Annotated in this window: 16 protein-coding genes; 8 read left to right on the top strand and 8 right to left on the bottom strand. The window is 69.0% G+C overall.

Translation table 11 applies throughout. The features are described from left to right. Positions 1–63: 63 nt before the first annotated feature. From ACFVDI_RS26995 to ACFVDI_RS26980, 4 genes are read right to left on the bottom strand one after another with little or no spacing between them, the layout of a single operon-like run. On the bottom strand, positions 64–807 hold the full coding sequence (locus ACFVDI_RS26995) for a CbiX/SirB N-terminal domain-containing protein (RefSeq protein ID WP_141792938.1): 744 nt from the start codon (positions 805–807) through the stop codon (positions 64–66). Between the two features lie 55 nt (positions 808–862). Beyond that, positions 863–1,606, bottom strand: coding sequence for a phosphoadenylyl-sulfate reductase (locus ACFVDI_RS26990; RefSeq protein WP_378911980.1), 744 nt, complete (start codon positions 1,604–1,606; stop codon positions 863–865). Next, complete coding sequence (locus ACFVDI_RS26985) at positions 1,603–1,773, bottom strand: hypothetical protein (protein WP_378911979.1); 171 nt, start codon at positions 1,771–1,773, stop codon at positions 1,603–1,605. The genes ACFVDI_RS26990 and ACFVDI_RS26985 overlap by 4 nt, the downstream gene beginning before the upstream one ends. Further along, positions 1,770–3,494: a nitrite/sulfite reductase gene (locus ACFVDI_RS26980; protein WP_378911977.1), complete on the bottom strand. Its 1,725-nt coding sequence runs from the start codon at positions 3,492–3,494 to the stop codon at positions 1,770–1,772. Before ACFVDI_RS26980 ends, ACFVDI_RS26985 begins: the two co-directional genes overlap by 4 nt. A 465-nt stretch (positions 3,495–3,959) precedes the next feature. Between ACFVDI_RS26980 and ACFVDI_RS26975 the strand changes: the two genes are divergently transcribed. The 4 genes from ACFVDI_RS26975 to ACFVDI_RS26960 all read left to right on the top strand — a co-directional run bounded on the left by ACFVDI_RS26975 (position 3,960) and on the right by ACFVDI_RS26960 (position 7,109). Beyond that, entirely contained in the window at positions 3,960–5,402 is a 1,443-nt protein-coding gene (locus ACFVDI_RS26975; RefSeq protein WP_378911976.1) for a glycine hydroxymethyltransferase, read from the top strand. Between the two features lie 4 nt (positions 5,403–5,406). Then, positions 5,407–5,943, top strand: a complete 537-nt coding sequence (locus tag ACFVDI_RS26970) for a GNAT family N-acetyltransferase (protein WP_378911975.1) — start codon at positions 5,407–5,409, stop codon at positions 5,941–5,943. Positions 5,944–5,948: 5 nt separating this feature from the next. Further along, entirely contained in the window at positions 5,949–6,722 is a 774-nt protein-coding gene (locus ACFVDI_RS26965; RefSeq protein WP_378911974.1) for a hypothetical protein, read from the top strand. A gap of 72 nt (positions 6,723–6,794) precedes the next feature. Continuing rightward, the gene (locus ACFVDI_RS26960; protein WP_378911973.1) at positions 6,795–7,109 is read left to right on the top strand and encodes a hypothetical protein; all 315 of its coding nucleotides are present in this window, start codon (positions 6,795–6,797) and stop codon (positions 7,107–7,109) included. Here the strand turns inward: ACFVDI_RS26960 and ACFVDI_RS26955 are convergent. From ACFVDI_RS26955 to ACFVDI_RS26945, 3 genes are read right to left on the bottom strand one after another with little or no spacing between them, the layout of a single operon-like run. Next, positions 7,079–7,822 carry a class I SAM-dependent DNA methyltransferase gene (locus ACFVDI_RS26955; protein ID WP_378911972.1) on the bottom strand — a complete coding sequence of 248 codons (744 nt, stop codon included), beginning with the start codon at positions 7,820–7,822 and terminating at the stop codon, positions 7,079–7,081. The two genes, ACFVDI_RS26960 and ACFVDI_RS26955, sit on opposite strands and share 31 nt — an antisense overlap. A 56-nt stretch (positions 7,823–7,878) precedes the next feature. Further along, positions 7,879–8,571, bottom strand: coding sequence for a response regulator (locus ACFVDI_RS26950; RefSeq protein WP_328530036.1), 693 nt, complete (start codon positions 8,569–8,571; stop codon positions 7,879–7,881). After that, positions 8,568–10,172 (bottom strand): ATP-binding protein, encoded by a 1,605-nt coding sequence (locus tag ACFVDI_RS26945; RefSeq protein ID WP_378911971.1) that lies wholly within the window; start codon positions 10,170–10,172, stop codon positions 8,568–8,570. Before ACFVDI_RS26945 ends, ACFVDI_RS26950 begins: the two co-directional genes overlap by 4 nt. 146 nt (positions 10,173–10,318) lie before the next feature. On the opposite strand from ACFVDI_RS26945, the gene ACFVDI_RS26940 reads away from it, so the two are divergent. After that, a complete protein-coding gene (locus ACFVDI_RS26940) occupies positions 10,319–11,671 on the top strand; it encodes a cation:dicarboxylate symporter family transporter (RefSeq protein WP_378911969.1) in 1,353 nt (450 codons plus the stop codon). A gap of 56 nt (positions 11,672–11,727) precedes the next feature. Here ACFVDI_RS26940 and ACFVDI_RS26935 read toward each other — a convergent pair whose 3' ends face one another. Continuing rightward, on the bottom strand, positions 11,728–12,072 hold the full coding sequence (locus tag ACFVDI_RS26935; protein WP_378911967.1) for a hypothetical protein: 345 nt from the start codon (positions 12,070–12,072) through the stop codon (positions 11,728–11,730). Between the two features lie 257 nt (positions 12,073–12,329). On the opposite strand from ACFVDI_RS26935, the gene ACFVDI_RS26930 reads away from it, so the two are divergent. Genes ACFVDI_RS26930 through ACFVDI_RS26920 form a run of 3 tightly spaced genes read left to right on the top strand, consistent with a single transcriptional unit; the run spans position 12,330 to position 15,462 of the window. Further along, a complete protein-coding gene (locus ACFVDI_RS26930; RefSeq protein ID WP_378911965.1) occupies positions 12,330–13,631 on the top strand; it encodes an ABC transporter substrate-binding protein in 1,302 nt (433 codons plus the stop codon). Further along, entirely contained in the window at positions 13,628–14,623 is a 996-nt protein-coding gene (locus ACFVDI_RS26925; protein ID WP_378911963.1) for a carbohydrate ABC transporter permease, read from the top strand. The genes ACFVDI_RS26930 and ACFVDI_RS26925 overlap by 4 nt, the downstream gene beginning before the upstream one ends. After that, complete coding sequence (locus ACFVDI_RS26920) at positions 14,623–15,462, top strand: carbohydrate ABC transporter permease (RefSeq protein WP_378911961.1); 840 nt, start codon at positions 14,623–14,625, stop codon at positions 15,460–15,462. The genes ACFVDI_RS26925 and ACFVDI_RS26920 overlap by 1 nt, the downstream gene beginning before the upstream one ends. The last annotated feature ends 102 nt before the right edge of the window (positions 15,463–15,564 follow it).

Raw genomic sequence — 15,564 nt, 5'->3', positions numbered from 1 at the left:
GTCATGACGGGCCGACTCGGCGGGATGTGGTGTCAAGACGGGCCGACTCGGCGCGCCTGCGGATCAGACCGGGACGAGCTCGACCGCGCCGACGGCGTAGCGGGCCAGGATGGTGCGGGCGACCTCGGGGTGGGCGCCCATCGGGTCGCTGACCGCGACGGCGCCGGCTTCGAGCGCGAGCTCCTTGGCCCGGTCGGGCAGCTGTCCGGGAGCCAGGAAGAGCATGCCGACGGCGATGTGGCGGCGGCCCTCGGCGCGGAAGGCACGCACGGCCTCGCCGGTCGCGGGCGGAGCGGCCGAGGCGTACGCAGCCACGACCGGCAGCTTGTGGTGGGCACCCCAGATCCGGGCCAGCCGGGCCACCGACTGGTTGGCCAGCGAGTCCGAGGAGCCGGCGGCAGCCAGGACCAGCGCGTCGAGCTCGCGGACCCGCGCCGCCTTGAGGGAGGCCCGCAGGCGCTCGTCGAGCACCTGCAGGAAGACGCTCTCGAGGCCGAGGATCGCGCTGGTGTGGATCCGCAGGCCGGAGTGGCGGGCGGTGGCCTCGGCGATGACCGAGGGTACGTCGACGCGGGCGTGGAACGCCTCGGTCAGCAGCAGCGGCACGACGACGATCTCGTCGTGGCCGGCCTTGACCAGCTTGTCGATGACGGCCTGGAAACGCGGCCGGGAGTGGTCGAGGAAGGCGGCTTCGATGCGGAGGTCGGGGCGCAGGGCGCGTACCTCGGCCACGAGGGCGTTGATGGTCGCGGCGGACTGCGGATCGCGGCTGCCGTGAGCCAGGGCTACCAGAGCGGGAGCTGCCATTGTCTTCATCCTTCGGGTGTTGCAGGGAAAGTCGGAAAGTCTGTGATGGAGCGGGTCAGGCGTGGATGCCGCACTCGGTCTTGCCGGTGCCGGCCCATCGCCCGCTGCGCGGGTCCTCGCCGGGGGCGACCCGGCGGGTGCACGGCGCGCAGCCGATCGAGGGATACCCGTCATAGACGAGCGGGTTCACGAGCACTCCGTTGTCCTCGATATATCGCTCGACCTGCTCGTCGGACCATCGCGCCATCGGCGAGACCTTGACCTTCTGGCGCTTGGCGTCCCAGCCGATGACCGGGGCGATGACCCGGTTCTTCGTCTCCGCGCGGCGCAGGCCGGTGGCCCAGGCGTCGTAGGAGGCGAGCGAGTCGGCCAGCGGCTTGACCTTGCGCAGCGCGCAGCACAGGTCGGGGTCGGTCCGGTAGAGGTCCTTGCCGTACTCCGCGTCCTGCTCGGCCACGCTCTGCACCGGCGTGATCGTCAGCAGGTTGACCGGCATCGTCGCCGCGACCGCGTCGCGGGTGCCGATCGTCTCGATGAAGTGGTAGCCGGTGTCGAGGAAGACCACATCGATCCCGGGCACGACCTTGGAGGCCAGGTGTGCGAGGACCGCGTCACCCATCGAGGACGTGATCGCGAACCGCTCGCCGAAGGTGGCGGCGGCCCACTCGATGATCGTCTCGGCCGGGGCGAGCTCGAGCTCGGCTCCCCAGTGGGAGACGATCTCGCGCAGCTCCTCGGGGCTGCGGCCATCGGTGTCAACCCCGCGGTTGGCCCGGGCGGCTGCTGTGCTGACGCTCATGCGTGCGCCTCCTTCGTAGCGGTCCGAGAGATCTGTCCCAACGACTTCAGCTGGAAGGCTCGCAGGCAGGCGCGGCACTCCCAGGAACCGTGTGCGGCCTCGTGCGGCCACAGATCGGTCTCCCCGCAGAAGGGGCAGTGGAACGGCGTCCCGGCGCGCTCGCTCATGCGGGCACCTCCGTCAGGGTCTTCTCGCCGCGCAGCAGCACCTCGTCGGCCCGAGCGGTCCAGGCCGAGAACGTCTCGCCGTCGGTCCGGTCGGCCAGGTAGTTGACCACCAGCGCGGAGATGTAGTCGTCGAGCCCGGCCGAAGTGACCTTGTGGGCCCGCAGCTTGCGGCCGAAGTTGGCGGTCAGCCCGGTCGCGCCGCCCAGGTGCACCTGGAAGCCCTCGACCTGGTTGCCGTCGTCGTCGAGGACCAGCTGGCCCTTGAGCCCGATGTCGGCGACCTGCGTGCGGGCGCAGGCGTTGGGGCACCCGTTGACGTTGACGGTGATGGAGGCGTCGAGCTCGGGGAACCTCGACTCGAGCGAGGCGATCAGGTCGCGGGCGCGGTCCTTGGTGTCCACGATCGCGAGCTTGCAGAACTCGATTCCGGTGCAGGCCATCGTGTTCTGGCGCCAGTTGGAGGGCCGGGCCGAGAAGCCGATGGCGTCCAGGTCGGCGACCAGGTCCTCGACGACCTCCGGCGAGACACCGATGAGCACGATCTTCTGGTACGGCGTGAGCCGGGCACCCTCGACGCCGAACTTCTCCAGCACGCCGGCGAGCTCGACCAGGTGGGTGCCGGAGATGCGGCCGGCGATCGGGGCGACCCCGACGTACTTCTTCCCATCCTTCTGGTCGTGGATGCCGATGTGGTCGCGGTGACCCAGCGGCGACTCGGGGGAGGGGTGGGAGACGAGCTGGCGGTCGAGGTACTCGTTCTCGAGCACCTCCCGGAACTTCTCGACACCCCAGTCGGCGACCAGGAACTTCAGCCGCGCCCGCGAGCGCAGCCGGCGGTAGCCGTAGTCGCGGAAGATGCCGGCCACTCCGGCCCACACGTCGGCAACCTCCTCGAGCGGCACCCACACGCCGAGCTTCTCGGCCAGGCGCGGGTTGGTGGACAGGCCGCCACCGACCCAGACGTCGAAGCCGGGGCCGTGCTCGGGGTGGACGGTGCCGACGAAGGCGACGTCGTTGATCTCGGGGGCCACGTCGTGCGAGGGGTGACCGGTCAGCGCGGTCTTGAACTTGCGCGGGAAGTTCGAGAAGGCGGGGTCGCCCAGGTAGCGCGACTCGATCTCGCGCAGCGCCGAGGTGCCGTCGATGATCTCGTCGGCGGCGACGCCGGCGACCGGCGAGCCCAGGAACGGACGCGGCGAGTCACCGCAGGCCTCGGTCGAGTGCAGCCCGACCTCCTCCAGGCGCGACCAGATCTCCGGGACGTTCTCGATCTCGATCCAGTGGTACTGGATGTTCTCGCGGTCGGTGATGTCAGCGGTGTCCCGGGCGAAGTCGACGCCGATCTGACCGAGCGTGCGCACCGCGGCGGGGGAGAGGAGCTTGCCGTCGGAGCGGACCCGCATCATGAAGTAGCGGTCGTCGAGCTCCTCTTCCTCGAGGATGGCGGTCTTGCCGCCGTCGATCCCGGGCTTGCGCTGGGTGTAGAGGCCGAACCACCGGAAGCGGCCGCGCATGTCGGCCGGGTCGATCGAGTCGAACCCGCGCTTGGAGTAGGTGTAGAGGATCCGGTCGCGAACGTTGAGCGGGTCGTCGTTCTTCTTCGACTCCTCGTTCTTGTTCAGCGGCTCGGTGTAGCCGAGGGCCCACTGACCCTCGCCCTTCTTGGGCCGGGGGATCTCGGTCCGGGTGGCGCGCTTGGCCTGAAACCGGTTGTCGCTCATGTCAGAGAAACCTTTGCGTCGGTCGTGGACGCACGGCGGAGCAGGGACGTGCTCGCGGCGGGCGCCCGGGATGTCTGTCGGGCGGCGGGCCAGCGGCTCGACGCGGTGGGATGCGGAGCGCTGGGCGTCAGTGGCGCCAACAGATCGAGCTGCGGATGCGGCAATAGTCCACGTGGCGTCGAACCACGAGGTGCGCATGTGTTGCAGCAGTGACCATGTCAAGGAGTCTCAGGTAGCGGACGGCCCGTGTGCAATCTGGAATCCCGGTATATGAGACATCGGTCCGTTATGTGGGACGTTCCCGCTTATTCACGCGGGCGATGTGGCCGAGGTCACCATCTGGTCACGGTCTCTTAACTCGGTTGAGTGGCATCCCATTCCCGGGGGCGGTGATAGGGGACGTACGCAACCCACCGGGCGACCACGATGCTGCTCTCGTCCGCGCGGCTGACTACGCTGTGACCCATGAGCGATCTGTCCGCCTTGACGAGTTCTGCCTACAACCAAGCCCTCGAGGTCATCGCCTCCGTGGAGCCCCGCATCGCCGAGGCGACCAAGCAGGAGCTCGCTGACCAGCGCGCCAGCCTCAAGCTGATCGCGAGCGAGAACTACGCGAGCCCCGCCACGCTGATGACGATGGGCACCTGGTTCTCCGACAAGTACGCCGAGGGCACCGTCGGCCACCGCTTCTACGCCGGCTGCCAGAACGTCGACACCGTCGAGCAGATCGCCGCCGATCACGCCAAGGAGCTCTTCGGCGCCGAGTACGCCTACGTGCAGCCCCACTCCGGCATCGACGCCAACCTCACCGCCTACTGGGCCATCCTCGCCCACCGGGTCGAGGGCCCGTGGCTGGAGAAGATGGCCGTCAAGAACATGAACGAGCTCTCCGAGGCCGACTGGGAGACGCTGCGTGCCGAGCTCGGCAACCAGCGCCTGCTCGGCATGAGCCTGGACGCCGGTGGCCACCTCACCCACGGCTTCCGCCCGAACATCTCGGGCAAGATGTTCCACCAGAACCAGTACGGCACCGACCCTGAGACCGGGCTGCTCGACTACGACGCGCTGCGTGCCAAGGCCAAGGAGTTCCAGCCGCTGGTCATCGTGGCCGGCTACTCCGCCTACCCGCGCCGGGTGAACTTCGCCAAGATGCGCGAGATCGCCGACGAGGTCGGCGCCACCCTGATGGTGGACATGGCCCACTTCGCCGGGCTCGTCGCCGGCAAGGTCTTCCAGGGCGAGGAGAACCCGGTTCCCTACGCCCACGTCGTCACCTCGACGTCCCACAAGTCGCTGCGCGGCCCGCGCGGTGGGTTCATCCTGGCCACGGAGGAGTACGCCCCGAGCGTCGACCGCGGTTGCCCGATGGTCCTCGGTGGCCCGCTCAGCCACGTCATGGCCGCGAAGGCCGTCGCCTTCGCCGAGGCGAAGCAGGAGAGCTTCCAGACCTACGCCCAGCAGGTCGCCGACAACGCCAAGTCGCTCGCCGAGGGCTTCCTCAAGCGCGGCGCCAAGCTGGTCACCGGCGGCACCGACAACCACCTCGTCCTGCTGGACGTGACGAGCTTCGGTCTCACCGGTCGCCAGGCCGAGTCGGCGCTGCTCGACTCCGGCGTGGTCACCAACCGCAACTCGGTCCCGGCCGACCCCAACGGTGCTTGGTACACCTCGGGCATCCGCCTCGGCACCCCGGCCCTGACCACCCGCGGCTTCGGCGCCGACGAGTTCGACCGCGTCGCCGAGCTCATCGTCGACGTCCTCGCCAAGACGACCCCGGGCACCACCAAGGCCGGCGGCCCGTCCAAGGCCTCCTACGCCATCGAGGACGGCGTCGCCGACAACACCAAGGCCGCCGCGGCGGAGCTGCTCGCGAAGTTCCCGCTGTACCCCGGTCTCGACCTGGCGTGACGGCATGAGTGCCCCTAGGAGGCCCAGCTCACTTCCCGGCGTCGGGACCCCTGACAAGGTGGTCCCGACGGCGGAGGTGCGCGTCGTCGTCGAGGACGAGTGGCCGGCGCTCAAGCAGGTGCGCCTGGCCGCTCTGCAGGACACCCCGGAGGCCTACTGGGCCTCCTACGAGGAGGTCGCTGCCTGGCCCGACGAGCGCTGGCGGCTGTGGGCGGCGTCCGGCGCCGCCGTGATCGCCTGGGTCGGCGACAAGCCGTCCGGGCTCGCGGCCGGGATCATCCACGACGACGAGCACCACATGATCTCGATGTGGCTGGCGCCCGATGCTCGTGGCCACGGCCTCGCCGAGGCGCTCGTCCACGGTGTCGCCGACTGGGCCCGCCGCGACGGCGCCACCGTGCTGACGCTGTGGGTCGTCGACGGCAACGAGTCCGGCCGCCGCCTCTACGAGCGGATCGGCTTCGAGCCCACCGGTGACGTCCAGCCCTTCCCCGAGGGCGACCCGCGCACCGAGTCGAAGATGGCCCTGCGCCTCACCTGACAGCTGTGGCCGACCCGCGCGAGGGCCTGACCGCCGACGGCATGGTCGTCACGGGCGTGCGCCGCGACCGAGTGCCGTCCTTGTACGAGCCGGTCCTGGCGTACGTCCTCGGGCGGGTCGCCCCGGAGGTTTCGGTCTATGCCTACGGGTCGGTCGCCAACGGCACTGCCACCGCACCCACCTCCGACGTCGACCTGCTGACGATCGGCCTCCCGGCCGCGGACGCCTCCGCGATCGGCGCGGCCGCCTCGGATACGTTCACCGAGGTCTGCCGCGGCGTGGAGATCGCCCCGGTGATGTCGGACGACTACGTGGGCGAGGGGGACGAGGCGTACGGCAACAGGGTCTTCCTTCGCCACTACTGCCTCCATCTCGCCGGACCCGACCCGGGCGCCGCGCTGCCCGGGTTCCCCGCGGACGCCCGTGCCGCCCGCGGGTTCAACGGCGACATCGGCCTGCTGCTGAGCAGATGGCGGAGCGCCCTCGGCCGCGACGACGCGGGCTCCCTGTCGCGCCGGATCGCCCGCAAGACGCTGCTCGCCGTCGCGGGCCTGGTGAGCGTCCACGACGGCACCTGGACCACCGATCGCTCCGCCGCGGCGGCGCGCTGGGGCGAGATCGAGCCGTCGCTGGCCGTGGATCTGACGCGGCTCGTGACCCTCAGCGAGAACGGCGGAGCGTCCCCTGAGGAGACCGCGACCCTGCTCGGTGAAGGCGGGGCGATCGAGCGGATCACCGGCCGCTTCGCCGCCGACATCGGGCTGTGGCCGGTTTCCTAGGATCGGTCCGTCTCACCGCCCCGACGTCCGCCCGCTCGGCCGTGCCGAGCTGGCGGCGTACGCTCCAGCAGTATGACCCCCGACGAGGTCGACGCCTACGTCTCCACCCTGGACGGTTGCCGCCACAGACCGCGCGGCTGGTACGTCCACGACCGGTTGGTCGCCAGGCTCGTCGACCCGACGACGCTGCTCGTCAGGGTTCCGGTCGAGCGCCGTGAGGAGCTGATCGAACGCTGGCCGGACGCCTTCGGAATCCCGCCGAGGCTCGAGGCGCATCACAAGATCGAGGCATACCTCGACCGCGCCGCCGGCGAAGCCGTCCGGGAGGCGATCCGGCTCGCCTGGGAGTTCCAGCGCTACTCCGGCCTGCGCCAGAGCGACACGTGACTCGTGGACTCGCCGGTGAACTCGGAGCGGTCCCAGCCGGCGTACCTCGCCTCCGGCGTCATCCCGGCAAGTCGGGCCATCAGGTCGAGCTCGGAGGGCCAGACGAAGCGGAAGTTGTGCTGCCCGTAGCGGAAGCGGCCGTCGGCCTCACGGGTGTAGTGGTGCGAGATCGCCTGCTGGGTGACCAGGTCGTAGGTGTCGAACCCCAGGTGTCCGGGGGACACGTCGAACGGGATCGCGGGGCTTCCCGGCGGTAGCCGCCGCAGCCCGGGCACGCCGACCTCGACCACGAAGCGGCCTCCTGGGGCCAGATGGCGAGCGGCGTTGGCGAAGCAGGCGACCTGCTCCTCCTGCGTACGCAGGTTCCCGATGGTGTTGAAGACCAGATAGACCAAGGAGTACGTCCCGGCCCCGGGCGCCTCGGCCGTGGCCATGTCGCCGACCACGACCGGGATCTCCTCCGCGGTGACCTTGCGCCGCAGGACGTCGACCATCGGCTGGGAGAGCTCGATGCCCGTGACCGGCACCCCCAGCTCCCGCAGAGGTACGCCGATCCGGCCCGTCCCGATGGCGAGCTCGAGCGCCGGGCCACCGTCGGCGACCTCGGCGAGGAAGTGGGCGACAGGCCCGGTCACCTCGGGCGAGTTGACCCAGTCGTCGGGGTCGTCGTAGCGCTCGGCAGCTTCCCGGCTCCACAGATCGCTGGTCGTCATGGGCATCGACTCTGCCCGGCGACAGACCCCGCGCGCGAACCATTTACCGCGCCGGCCTAGCTCCAGGAGTAGCTGACCTCGGGACGGCCCCCGCTGGGCCCGTAACGGACCCCGCGCGCGGCCAGGCCCTTGTCGGCGAGATGCTCCAGGTAGCGTCGCGCGGTCACCCGCGACGCACCGACCACCGCCGCGACCTCGCTCGCGGACAGGTCGCCCTCGGCCTCGCGCAGCGCGGCCGTCACGGCCCGCAGCGTCTCTGCGCTCATGCCCTTGGGCAGCGGCGTGCTTCCGGTGGGCCGCAGCGACCCCAGGAGCTGGTCGACCTCGTCCTGGACGACCTCTTCCGGGGCCGCCTCCAGCCGCGCCCGGTAATCGGCGTACTGCTCGAGCTTGGCCCGGAAGGTCGCGAACGTGAACGGCTTGAGCAGGTAGAGCACCACGCCCTGCACGACGGCCTGCCGCACCACCTTCGTGTCCCGTGCGGCCGTCACCGCGATCACGTCGCACAGATGCCCGGCGGTGCGGAGCCGGCTGAGCAGCCCGAGCCCGTGCCCGTCGGGCAGGTTCATGTCGAGCAGGATCAGGTCGACGGGAGCACCGGCGTCCCGGGCGGCGTCGAGCGCCCTGACCGCCTCCCGTGCCGACCGCGCGATCCCGGCCAGGGCGAAGCCCGGAACCCTCCCGACGTACGCCGCATGGGCCTCGGCGGCCAGCGCCTCGTCCTCGACGACCAGGACCCGCACACTCATTCCGAGACCTCCGTGTCGAGGGTGACCGTGAACTCGGCTCCGCCGAGGTGGGAGCGGCCGACGAGGACCTCGCCGCCGTGGCGCCGGGCGACCTGGCCGACCAGCGCGAGGCCGAGGCCACGGCCGGTGCCTGGCTCGGCCTTGGTCGTCCACCCGCGGTCGAGGACGCGCGCCGCCGCGGTGTCCTCCAGACCGGGACCGCTGTCGCCCACGCGGACCGTCAGGGTGTGGTCGTCACCGGTGAGGTGCACCTCGACCTGACGGGACTCGAAGCCGGAGACGGCGTCGAAGGCGTTGTCGACCAGGTTGCCCAGCACCGTCACCAGATCGCGTGGCGGGATGCCCGTGCCCGGCGGCAGCTCTCCGACGATCCGGAACTCGACCCCCTGCTCGGCGGCCTCGGCCGACTTCCCGAGCAGGAGCGCCGCGACGACAGGGTCCTCGACCGCGCCGACGACCTGGTCGGTGAGGAGCTGGGCGACCTGCAGCTCCTCGGTGGCGAACTCCACCGCCTCCGCCGACCGGCCCATCTCGATGAGAGACACCACGGTGTGCAGCCGGTTGGCCGCCTCGTGGTTCTGCGATCGGAGGGACTCGGTGAGGCGGCGTACGACGTCGAGCTCGCCGGTCACCGAGCGCAGCTCGGTGTGGTCGCGCAGGGTCACCACGGAGCCGACGTCTCGGCCGTCCCAGCGGGCCGGTGCCGCGGAGACGACGAGGATCCGCTCGCCGGCCAGATAGAGGTCGTCGGACTCGGCGGTGCGGCCGCGGGCGGCGGCGACCAGGCCTGGCGCCAGGCCGAGCTCCTCGATCCGGGTGCCGACCACGTCCTCCGGCAGGGCCAGCAGCCGCCGGGCCTCGTCGTTGACGAGCTGCACCCGCCCCTCGCCATCGAGCAGGAGGAGCCCCTCGCGTACGGAATGGAGGACGGCGGAGTAGTACTCGTACATCCGGGCCAGCTCGCGCTCGCCCAGGCCGTGGGTCAGTCGGTGCAGGCGTCGGCTCAGCAGCCAGGCACCGGTCAGCCCGGCGATCAGCACGAGCCCGCCGAAGAGCAGCACGATCCGGACGTCGCGCTTGAGGCCGCGGTTGATGTCGCTGACCGTGATGCCGACGGAGACGAGCGCGATGATCTCGTCGCCGTCCTCGACCGGCACCACCGAACGGACCGACGGGCCGAGGGTGCCGGTGTACTGCTGGGTGAAGACCTCGCCCTCCGGCGCACCGCCGAGGTCGCCGACGAACCTCCCGCCGATCTGATCCGGGTCGGTGTGGGTGTAGCGGGTGCGGTCCAGGTCCATCACCACGACGAAGTCGGTGTCGGTGTCGCGACGGACCTCCTCGGTCCAGGGCTGGAGGGTCGTTGTCGGGTCCTCGCCGCGCAGGGCCGTGCGCACGGCGGGGGAGTCGGCGACGGTCTGGGCCACGGCGACCGCGCGTTGGGTGGCTCGGCTGTAGGAGTCGCGACGCGCGTCGTAGGAGGCCATCAGGATGCCGGTGACGACGAGCAGCAGCACCGTGCCGAACTGGAGGAGCAGCACCTGCTGAGCCACCGGGCGATCCCGGATGGCGCGGGAGCGGAGCGGGCGGACGCGGAGCACCACCTCATTCTGGCCCACCCCGGCGACGTGGTTGTGACGGCAGCCACGAACACAACGAACACAACAGTGACGGTCGTCACTTTCTGCCGCAGAGTTGCCGAGGTTGCCCCAGACGGGCGCGGACACAGACCGGACCAGGAGGAACGATGAGTACGACCACGACAGGGACACCACCGACGAAGGACCGGACCCACTATCTCTACATCGCGGTGATCGCCGCGGTGGTCCTCGGCATCCTGGTCGGGCTGATCGCTCCGGGCTTCGCCGTCGAGCTGAAGCCGATCGGGACCGCGTTCGTGAACCTGATCAAGATGATGATCCAGCCGATCATCTTCTGCACCCTGGTGATCGGCGTCGGCTCGGTCGCCAACGCAGCCAAGGTCGGCAAGGTCGGCGGGCTGGCGCTGGTCTACTTCATCGTGATGTCCACGGTCGCCCTGGCGATCGGTGTCGTCGTCGGCAACATCATCGACCCGGGCACCGGCCTCCAGCTGAGCTCGGACGCGTCCAGCGCGGGCCAGGAGGCGGCCTCGGAGGGACACGCGAGCACGACCGACTTCCTGCTCAGCATCATCCCGACCTCGCTCTTCTCGGCGCTGACCTCCGGTGTCGTGCTGCAGACCCTGCTCGTCGCGCTGCTGGTCGGCTTCGCGCTGCAGCGGATGGGGGAGTCGGGCAAGCCGATCCTCAACGCGATCACCTGGATCCAGAAGCTGATCTTCCGGGTGCTCGCGATGATCATGTGGGCCGCCCCGGTCGGTGCCTTCGGTGCCATCGCCGGTGTCGTGGGCGAGACCGGCATCGACGCGCTCAAGAGCCTCGCGGTCATCATGATCGCCTTCTACATCACCTGCGCGATCTTCGTCTTCGTCATCCTCGGCGTGCTGCTCAAGCTGGCCACCGGGGTGAACCTGTTCAAGCTGCTCAAGTACCTCGGCCGCGAGTTCCTGCTCATCCTCTCGACCAGCTCCTCGGAGTCCGCCCTCCCGCGCCTGATCGCGAAGATGGAGCACGCGGGCGTCGAGAAGGCGACCGTCGGTGTGGTCGTCCCGACCGGCTACTCGTTCAACCTGGACGGCACCGCGATCTACCTGACGATGGCCTCGATCTTCATCGCGGACGCGATGGGCGACCCGCTGAGCATCGGTGAGCAGATCGGTCTGCTGCTGTTCATGATGATCGCCTCCAAGGGCGCCGCCGGTGTCACCGGCGCCGGCCTCGCGACCCTGGCCGGCGGTCTCCAGTCGCACCGCCCGGAGATGGTGGACGGCGTGGGCCTGATCGTGGGCATCGACCGGTTCATGTCCGAGGCCCGTGCGCTGACCAACTTCGCCGGCAACTCGGTCGCCACCGTCCTGGTCGGCCACTGGACCAAGACCGTCGACCACACTCAGCTCGACCGTGTCCTGGCTGGTCAGGACCCGTTCGACGAGACCACGATGGTCGACGACCACGCCGCCACCCCGTCCGCTGTGGAGGGCGGGAAGGCGCTCGCCTAGACCCCACGACACCAGGCCGTACGCAGCTCGCCCGAGATGCTGCGTACGGCCTGATGTCATCTGTTGCGGTAGAGGATCCGCGCCAGCTCGAACGGGGCTGTGCGCCAGGACCCGATCGGCTCGTCGTCGAGTCCGATCCGGCCGAGCGCGGCGATGATCCAGGAGAACGCGAGGCAGCCGATGCCGGCGACGGTCCAGATCCCGACCGAACGCCAGGTCAGGTCGCCGCCGAAGGTCCGGAAGACGCCGATCACGGCCGCGATCAGGGCGATCGCGCCGATCAGCCAGAAGAGGATCGAGCAGATGGCGGCCGCCAGTCGGCCGGCCACGGCCAGCGGGTCGCGGGGAGGCTGGTGATGGGGCCCCGGGGGCCCGTGCTGGGGAGAGCGGGGATAGTTCATTTGGGCGCTGATTCTGGCCTACCTCGGCCTCCGGAGCCACTCCGCGCTGGCGGGTCTCCGTAACGCCCGAGCGTCCGACAGGTATGGTCCTGCGCGTTCTCGGGTGAATGTTCGACAATTTGTCCGGGACATCGATGGACCGTAGCGACTAGTGTTACGGAGATCACATAACGAGGCGCTGCCTCGTGGACCCGACGCGGCCTGCGTGGCACGACTCCGTGGATCAAACGACGATGGAGGGTGCAATTCCAATGCACGTGCGCAAGTGGCAAATCGGAGCAGCAACCGCAGGCCTGCTCGTCGCGACCGGCTGTGGTGTGCCGGGTGGCGGCGGCAGCAACGATGCCGGCGACACCGAAGAGGGAGACGGCAGCATCCAGATCCTCGGTGCCATTCCCGAGGGCGAGGCCGTGGGTCTCAACGCGGCACTCAAGACGTTCACCGACGAGACGGGGATCAAGGTCACCTACACCCCGTCCACCGACTTCACGACCGAGATCCGCACCAAGGTCAACGGAAACGATGCCCCCGACATCGCGCTCTTCCCGCAGCCCGGTCTGGTCGGTGACCTGACCGAGTCGGGCGACACGCTTCCGCTCGACGACCTCATCGACGTCGACAAGCTCGACGACGCGATGGTCCCGGGCCTGATGGACTCGGTCGAGATCGACGACAAGACCTATGGTGTCCCGATCCGGGTCTCGATGAAGTCGCTGGTCTGGACCCCGAAGAACTTCGAGGAGTCCGGCTACAAGACGCCGACGACGTGGGACGAGCTGATGTCGCTCCAGGACGACATCATCGCCAAGGGCCAGACCCCGTGGTGCTTCGGTGCCGAGGCTGGCGCCGACACCGGGTGGGTCTACACCGACTGGGTCGAGGAGATCGTCCTGCGCCAGGAGGGCCCGGAGTTCTACGACGACTGGACCAACCACGAGGTCCCGTTCAACGACCCGAAGATCGTCCAGGCGATCGAGACCATGGGCGAGATCATCAACAAGCCGAAGAACGTACGCGGCGGGGCCGACGGCACTCTGAGCGAGCCCTTCGGTGACTCGCCGCTGCCGCTGTTCACCGACCCGCCGGGCTGCCAGATGCACCGCCAGGCCAACTTCATCACCACGTTCTTCCCGAAGGACGTCCAGCAGGACCTGGCCGGCAACGTCAACGTCTTCGCGCTTCCGGGCGACATGGAGGGCGGTTTCGAGGGCACCCCGGTGCTCGGTGCCGGTGACATGGCGACCGCCTTCACCAACGACACCGACGTGGTCGAGCTGATGGAGTTCTTCGCCTCGCCCGACTTCGGTGCCGAGTGGGCCAAGGCCGGCGGCTGGCTCTCGCCGAGCACGGAGTTCGACAACTCCAACTACGCCGACCCGATGTTCGGGGAGATCGCGACCCTGCTGCAGGACGCCGACACCTTCCGCTTCGACGGTTCGGACCTGATGCCCGCGCAGGTCGGCGCCGGCACGTTCTGGAGCGAGATGAACGCCTACGTCGGAGGTGAGAAGAGCGCTCAGGAGGCTGCGGACGCGATCGAGGAGAGCTGGCGAGGATGAGCGATGATCCTTTCCTGAAGATCGTCAACGGCCTGGTCGCGATCGTCCTGGGGGTCGGCGGCACCGCCGCTCTCTACTGGGTGCTCAACTTCCTGGTGGGGCTGCTCCCCGGCAAGTGGGACAGGCGGATCAAGCCGTACGTCTTCGTCGGCCCGGCCGTCCTGGTGGTGACCGTCTTCCTGATCTACCCGGCCCTGATGACGGTGATCTTCAGCTTCGCCGATGCCAACAGCATCAACTGGGTGGGCTTCCAGAACTACGCCGACCTGTTCCAGGACAAGGAGTTCCTCGGCACGTTGTTCAACAACCTGCTCTGGATCCTCATCGTCCCGGCCGGCAGCGTCATCGTCGGCCTGCTCGTGGCGGTGCTGGCCGACCGGCTCAAGGCCCTGCCGGAGCGGATCGCGAAGTCGGTCATCTTCATGCCGATGGCGATCAGCTTCGTCGGGGCGAGCACGATCTGGGGCTTCGTCTACGCGACCCGGTTCGCGCAGGGGGACAAGCAGATCGGGCTCCTCTCGGCGATCTCGACGAGCCTCGGTTTCGAGCCGGTCGCCTGGCTCCGGATCCAGACCGGCAGCCTCAACGACCTGCTCCTGATCGTCATCATGGTCTGGCTGCAGGCCGGGTTCGCGATGGTGCTGCTCTCCTCGGCGATCAAGGGCGTCCCCGACGACACCGTCGAGGCCGCCCGCATCGACGGGGCCAGCGAGGTCCAGATCTTCTTCAAGGTCGTCGTGCCGCAGATCTGGCCGACGGTGATCGTGGTCTTCGTGACCATCCTCATCCTGGTCCTGAAGGTCTTCGACATCGTCTACGTCATGACCGGTGGTCGGTCCGGCACCTCGGTGCTGGCCAACACCTTCTTCGTCGAGCTCTTCGAGTTCGGTGACGCCGGTCGGGCGGCGGCGGTCGTGGTCGTCCTGATGATCGCGGTGATCCCGGTGATGATCTACCAGATGCGCCAGTTCAAGAAGCAGGAGGCCCGCTGATGAAGCAACTCACCCTGGGCGGCCTCGCTGTCCGTGTCGCCATCACCCTGCTGTGCGTCCTCTGGTTCATCCCGACCCTCGGACTGCTGGTCTCGTCGTTCCGCGACGAGGCCGACGTCAAGACGTCGGGCTGGTGGACGGTCATCACCGACCCGTTCTCCCAGTGGACCCTGGACAGCTACTCCCAGGTCCTCGAGAGCGGGATGGCCAACGCGTTCGTGAACTCGATCGTCGTCTCGGTCCCGGCGACGCTGCTGCCGATCATGATCGCTGCGTTTGCTGCGTACGCGTTCACGTTCATGCGGTTCTGGGGACGCAACGTGCTGTTCATGCTGATCGTCGGGCTGCTGGTCGTGCCGTTGCAGGTGGCGTTCGTGCCCCTGCTCAACCTGTTCAGCGACTACGACCTCAACGGCACCTTCCTCGCGGTGTGGCTGGCCCACACCGGGTTCGGGATGCCCCTGGCGGTCTACATCCTGCGCAACTACATGTCGAGTCTGCCCCACGAGATCATCGAGTCGGCCGAGATCGACGGGGCGTCCCACTTCCAGACCTTCTGGAAGCTGATCGTGCCGATGTCGGTGCCCGCGCTGGCAGCGTTCGCGATCTTCCAGTTCCTCTGGGTCTGGAACGACCTCCTCGTCGCGCTGATCTTCCTCGGGGCGGGTGACAACGAGGTGGTCACGATCACGCTGCGTGACCTGATCGGCGACAAGGGCCAGGAGTGGCACCTGCTCACCGCGGGTGCGTTCATCACCATGACGGTGCCGCTGCTCGTGTTCTTCTCGCTGCAGCGCTACTTCGTCCGTGGACTCACCGCTGGGTCCGTGAAGGGCTGAGCCGACCCGACAGCGGCCGTCCTGACGTTGAGCAGGGCGGCCGCTGCGGTGGTGGAGGGGTAGTCCGGTAGCGAACTGCCCATTACTCGCCAGTAAATGGGC

The organism is Nocardioides sp. NPDC057767 (assembly GCF_042798275.1).
In the GTDB taxonomy this organism is placed as follows: domain Bacteria; phylum Actinomycetota; class Actinomycetes; order Propionibacteriales; family Nocardioidaceae; genus Nocardioides.
Note: the sequence above shows the minus strand (reverse complement) of the source record. Positions and strands in the feature narration are given on the sequence as shown.

Bases quoted from the DNA above. Each gene is read 5' to 3' on its own strand.
- ACFVDI_RS26995 (WP_141792938.1), bottom strand. From the start codon at position 807: ATGGCAGCTCCCGCTCTGGTAGCCCTGGCTCACGGCAGCCGCGATCCG.
- ACFVDI_RS26990 (WP_378911980.1), bottom strand. From the start codon at position 1,606: ATGAGCGTCAGCACAGCAGCCGCCCGGGCCAACCGCGGGGTTGACACC.
- ACFVDI_RS26985 (WP_378911979.1), bottom strand. From the start codon at position 1,773: ATGAGCGAGCGCGCCGGGACGCCGTTCCACTGCCCCTTCTGCGGGGAG.
- ACFVDI_RS26980 (WP_378911977.1), bottom strand. From the start codon at position 3,494: ATGAGCGACAACCGGTTTCAGGCCAAGCGCGCCACCCGGACCGAGATC.
- ACFVDI_RS26975 (WP_378911976.1), top strand. From the start codon at position 3,960: ATGAGCGATCTGTCCGCCTTGACGAGTTCTGCCTACAACCAAGCCCTC.
- ACFVDI_RS26970 (WP_378911975.1), top strand. From the start codon at position 5,407: ATGAGTGCCCCTAGGAGGCCCAGCTCACTTCCCGGCGTCGGGACCCCT.
- ACFVDI_RS26960 (WP_378911973.1), top strand. From the start codon at position 6,795: ATGACCCCCGACGAGGTCGACGCCTACGTCTCCACCCTGGACGGTTGC.
- ACFVDI_RS26955 (WP_378911972.1), bottom strand. From the start codon at position 7,822: ATGACGACCAGCGATCTGTGGAGCCGGGAAGCTGCCGAGCGCTACGAC.
- ACFVDI_RS26950 (WP_328530036.1), bottom strand. From the start codon at position 8,571: ATGAGTGTGCGGGTCCTGGTCGTCGAGGACGAGGCGCTGGCCGCCGAG.
- ACFVDI_RS26940 (WP_378911969.1), top strand. From the start codon at position 10,319: ATGAGTACGACCACGACAGGGACACCACCGACGAAGGACCGGACCCAC.
- ACFVDI_RS26935 (WP_378911967.1), bottom strand. From the start codon at position 12,072: ATGAACTATCCCCGCTCTCCCCAGCACGGGCCCCCGGGGCCCCATCAC.
- ACFVDI_RS26925 (WP_378911963.1), top strand. From the start codon at position 13,628: ATGAGCGATGATCCTTTCCTGAAGATCGTCAACGGCCTGGTCGCGATC.
- ACFVDI_RS26920 (WP_378911961.1), top strand. From the start codon at position 14,623: ATGAAGCAACTCACCCTGGGCGGCCTCGCTGTCCGTGTCGCCATCACC.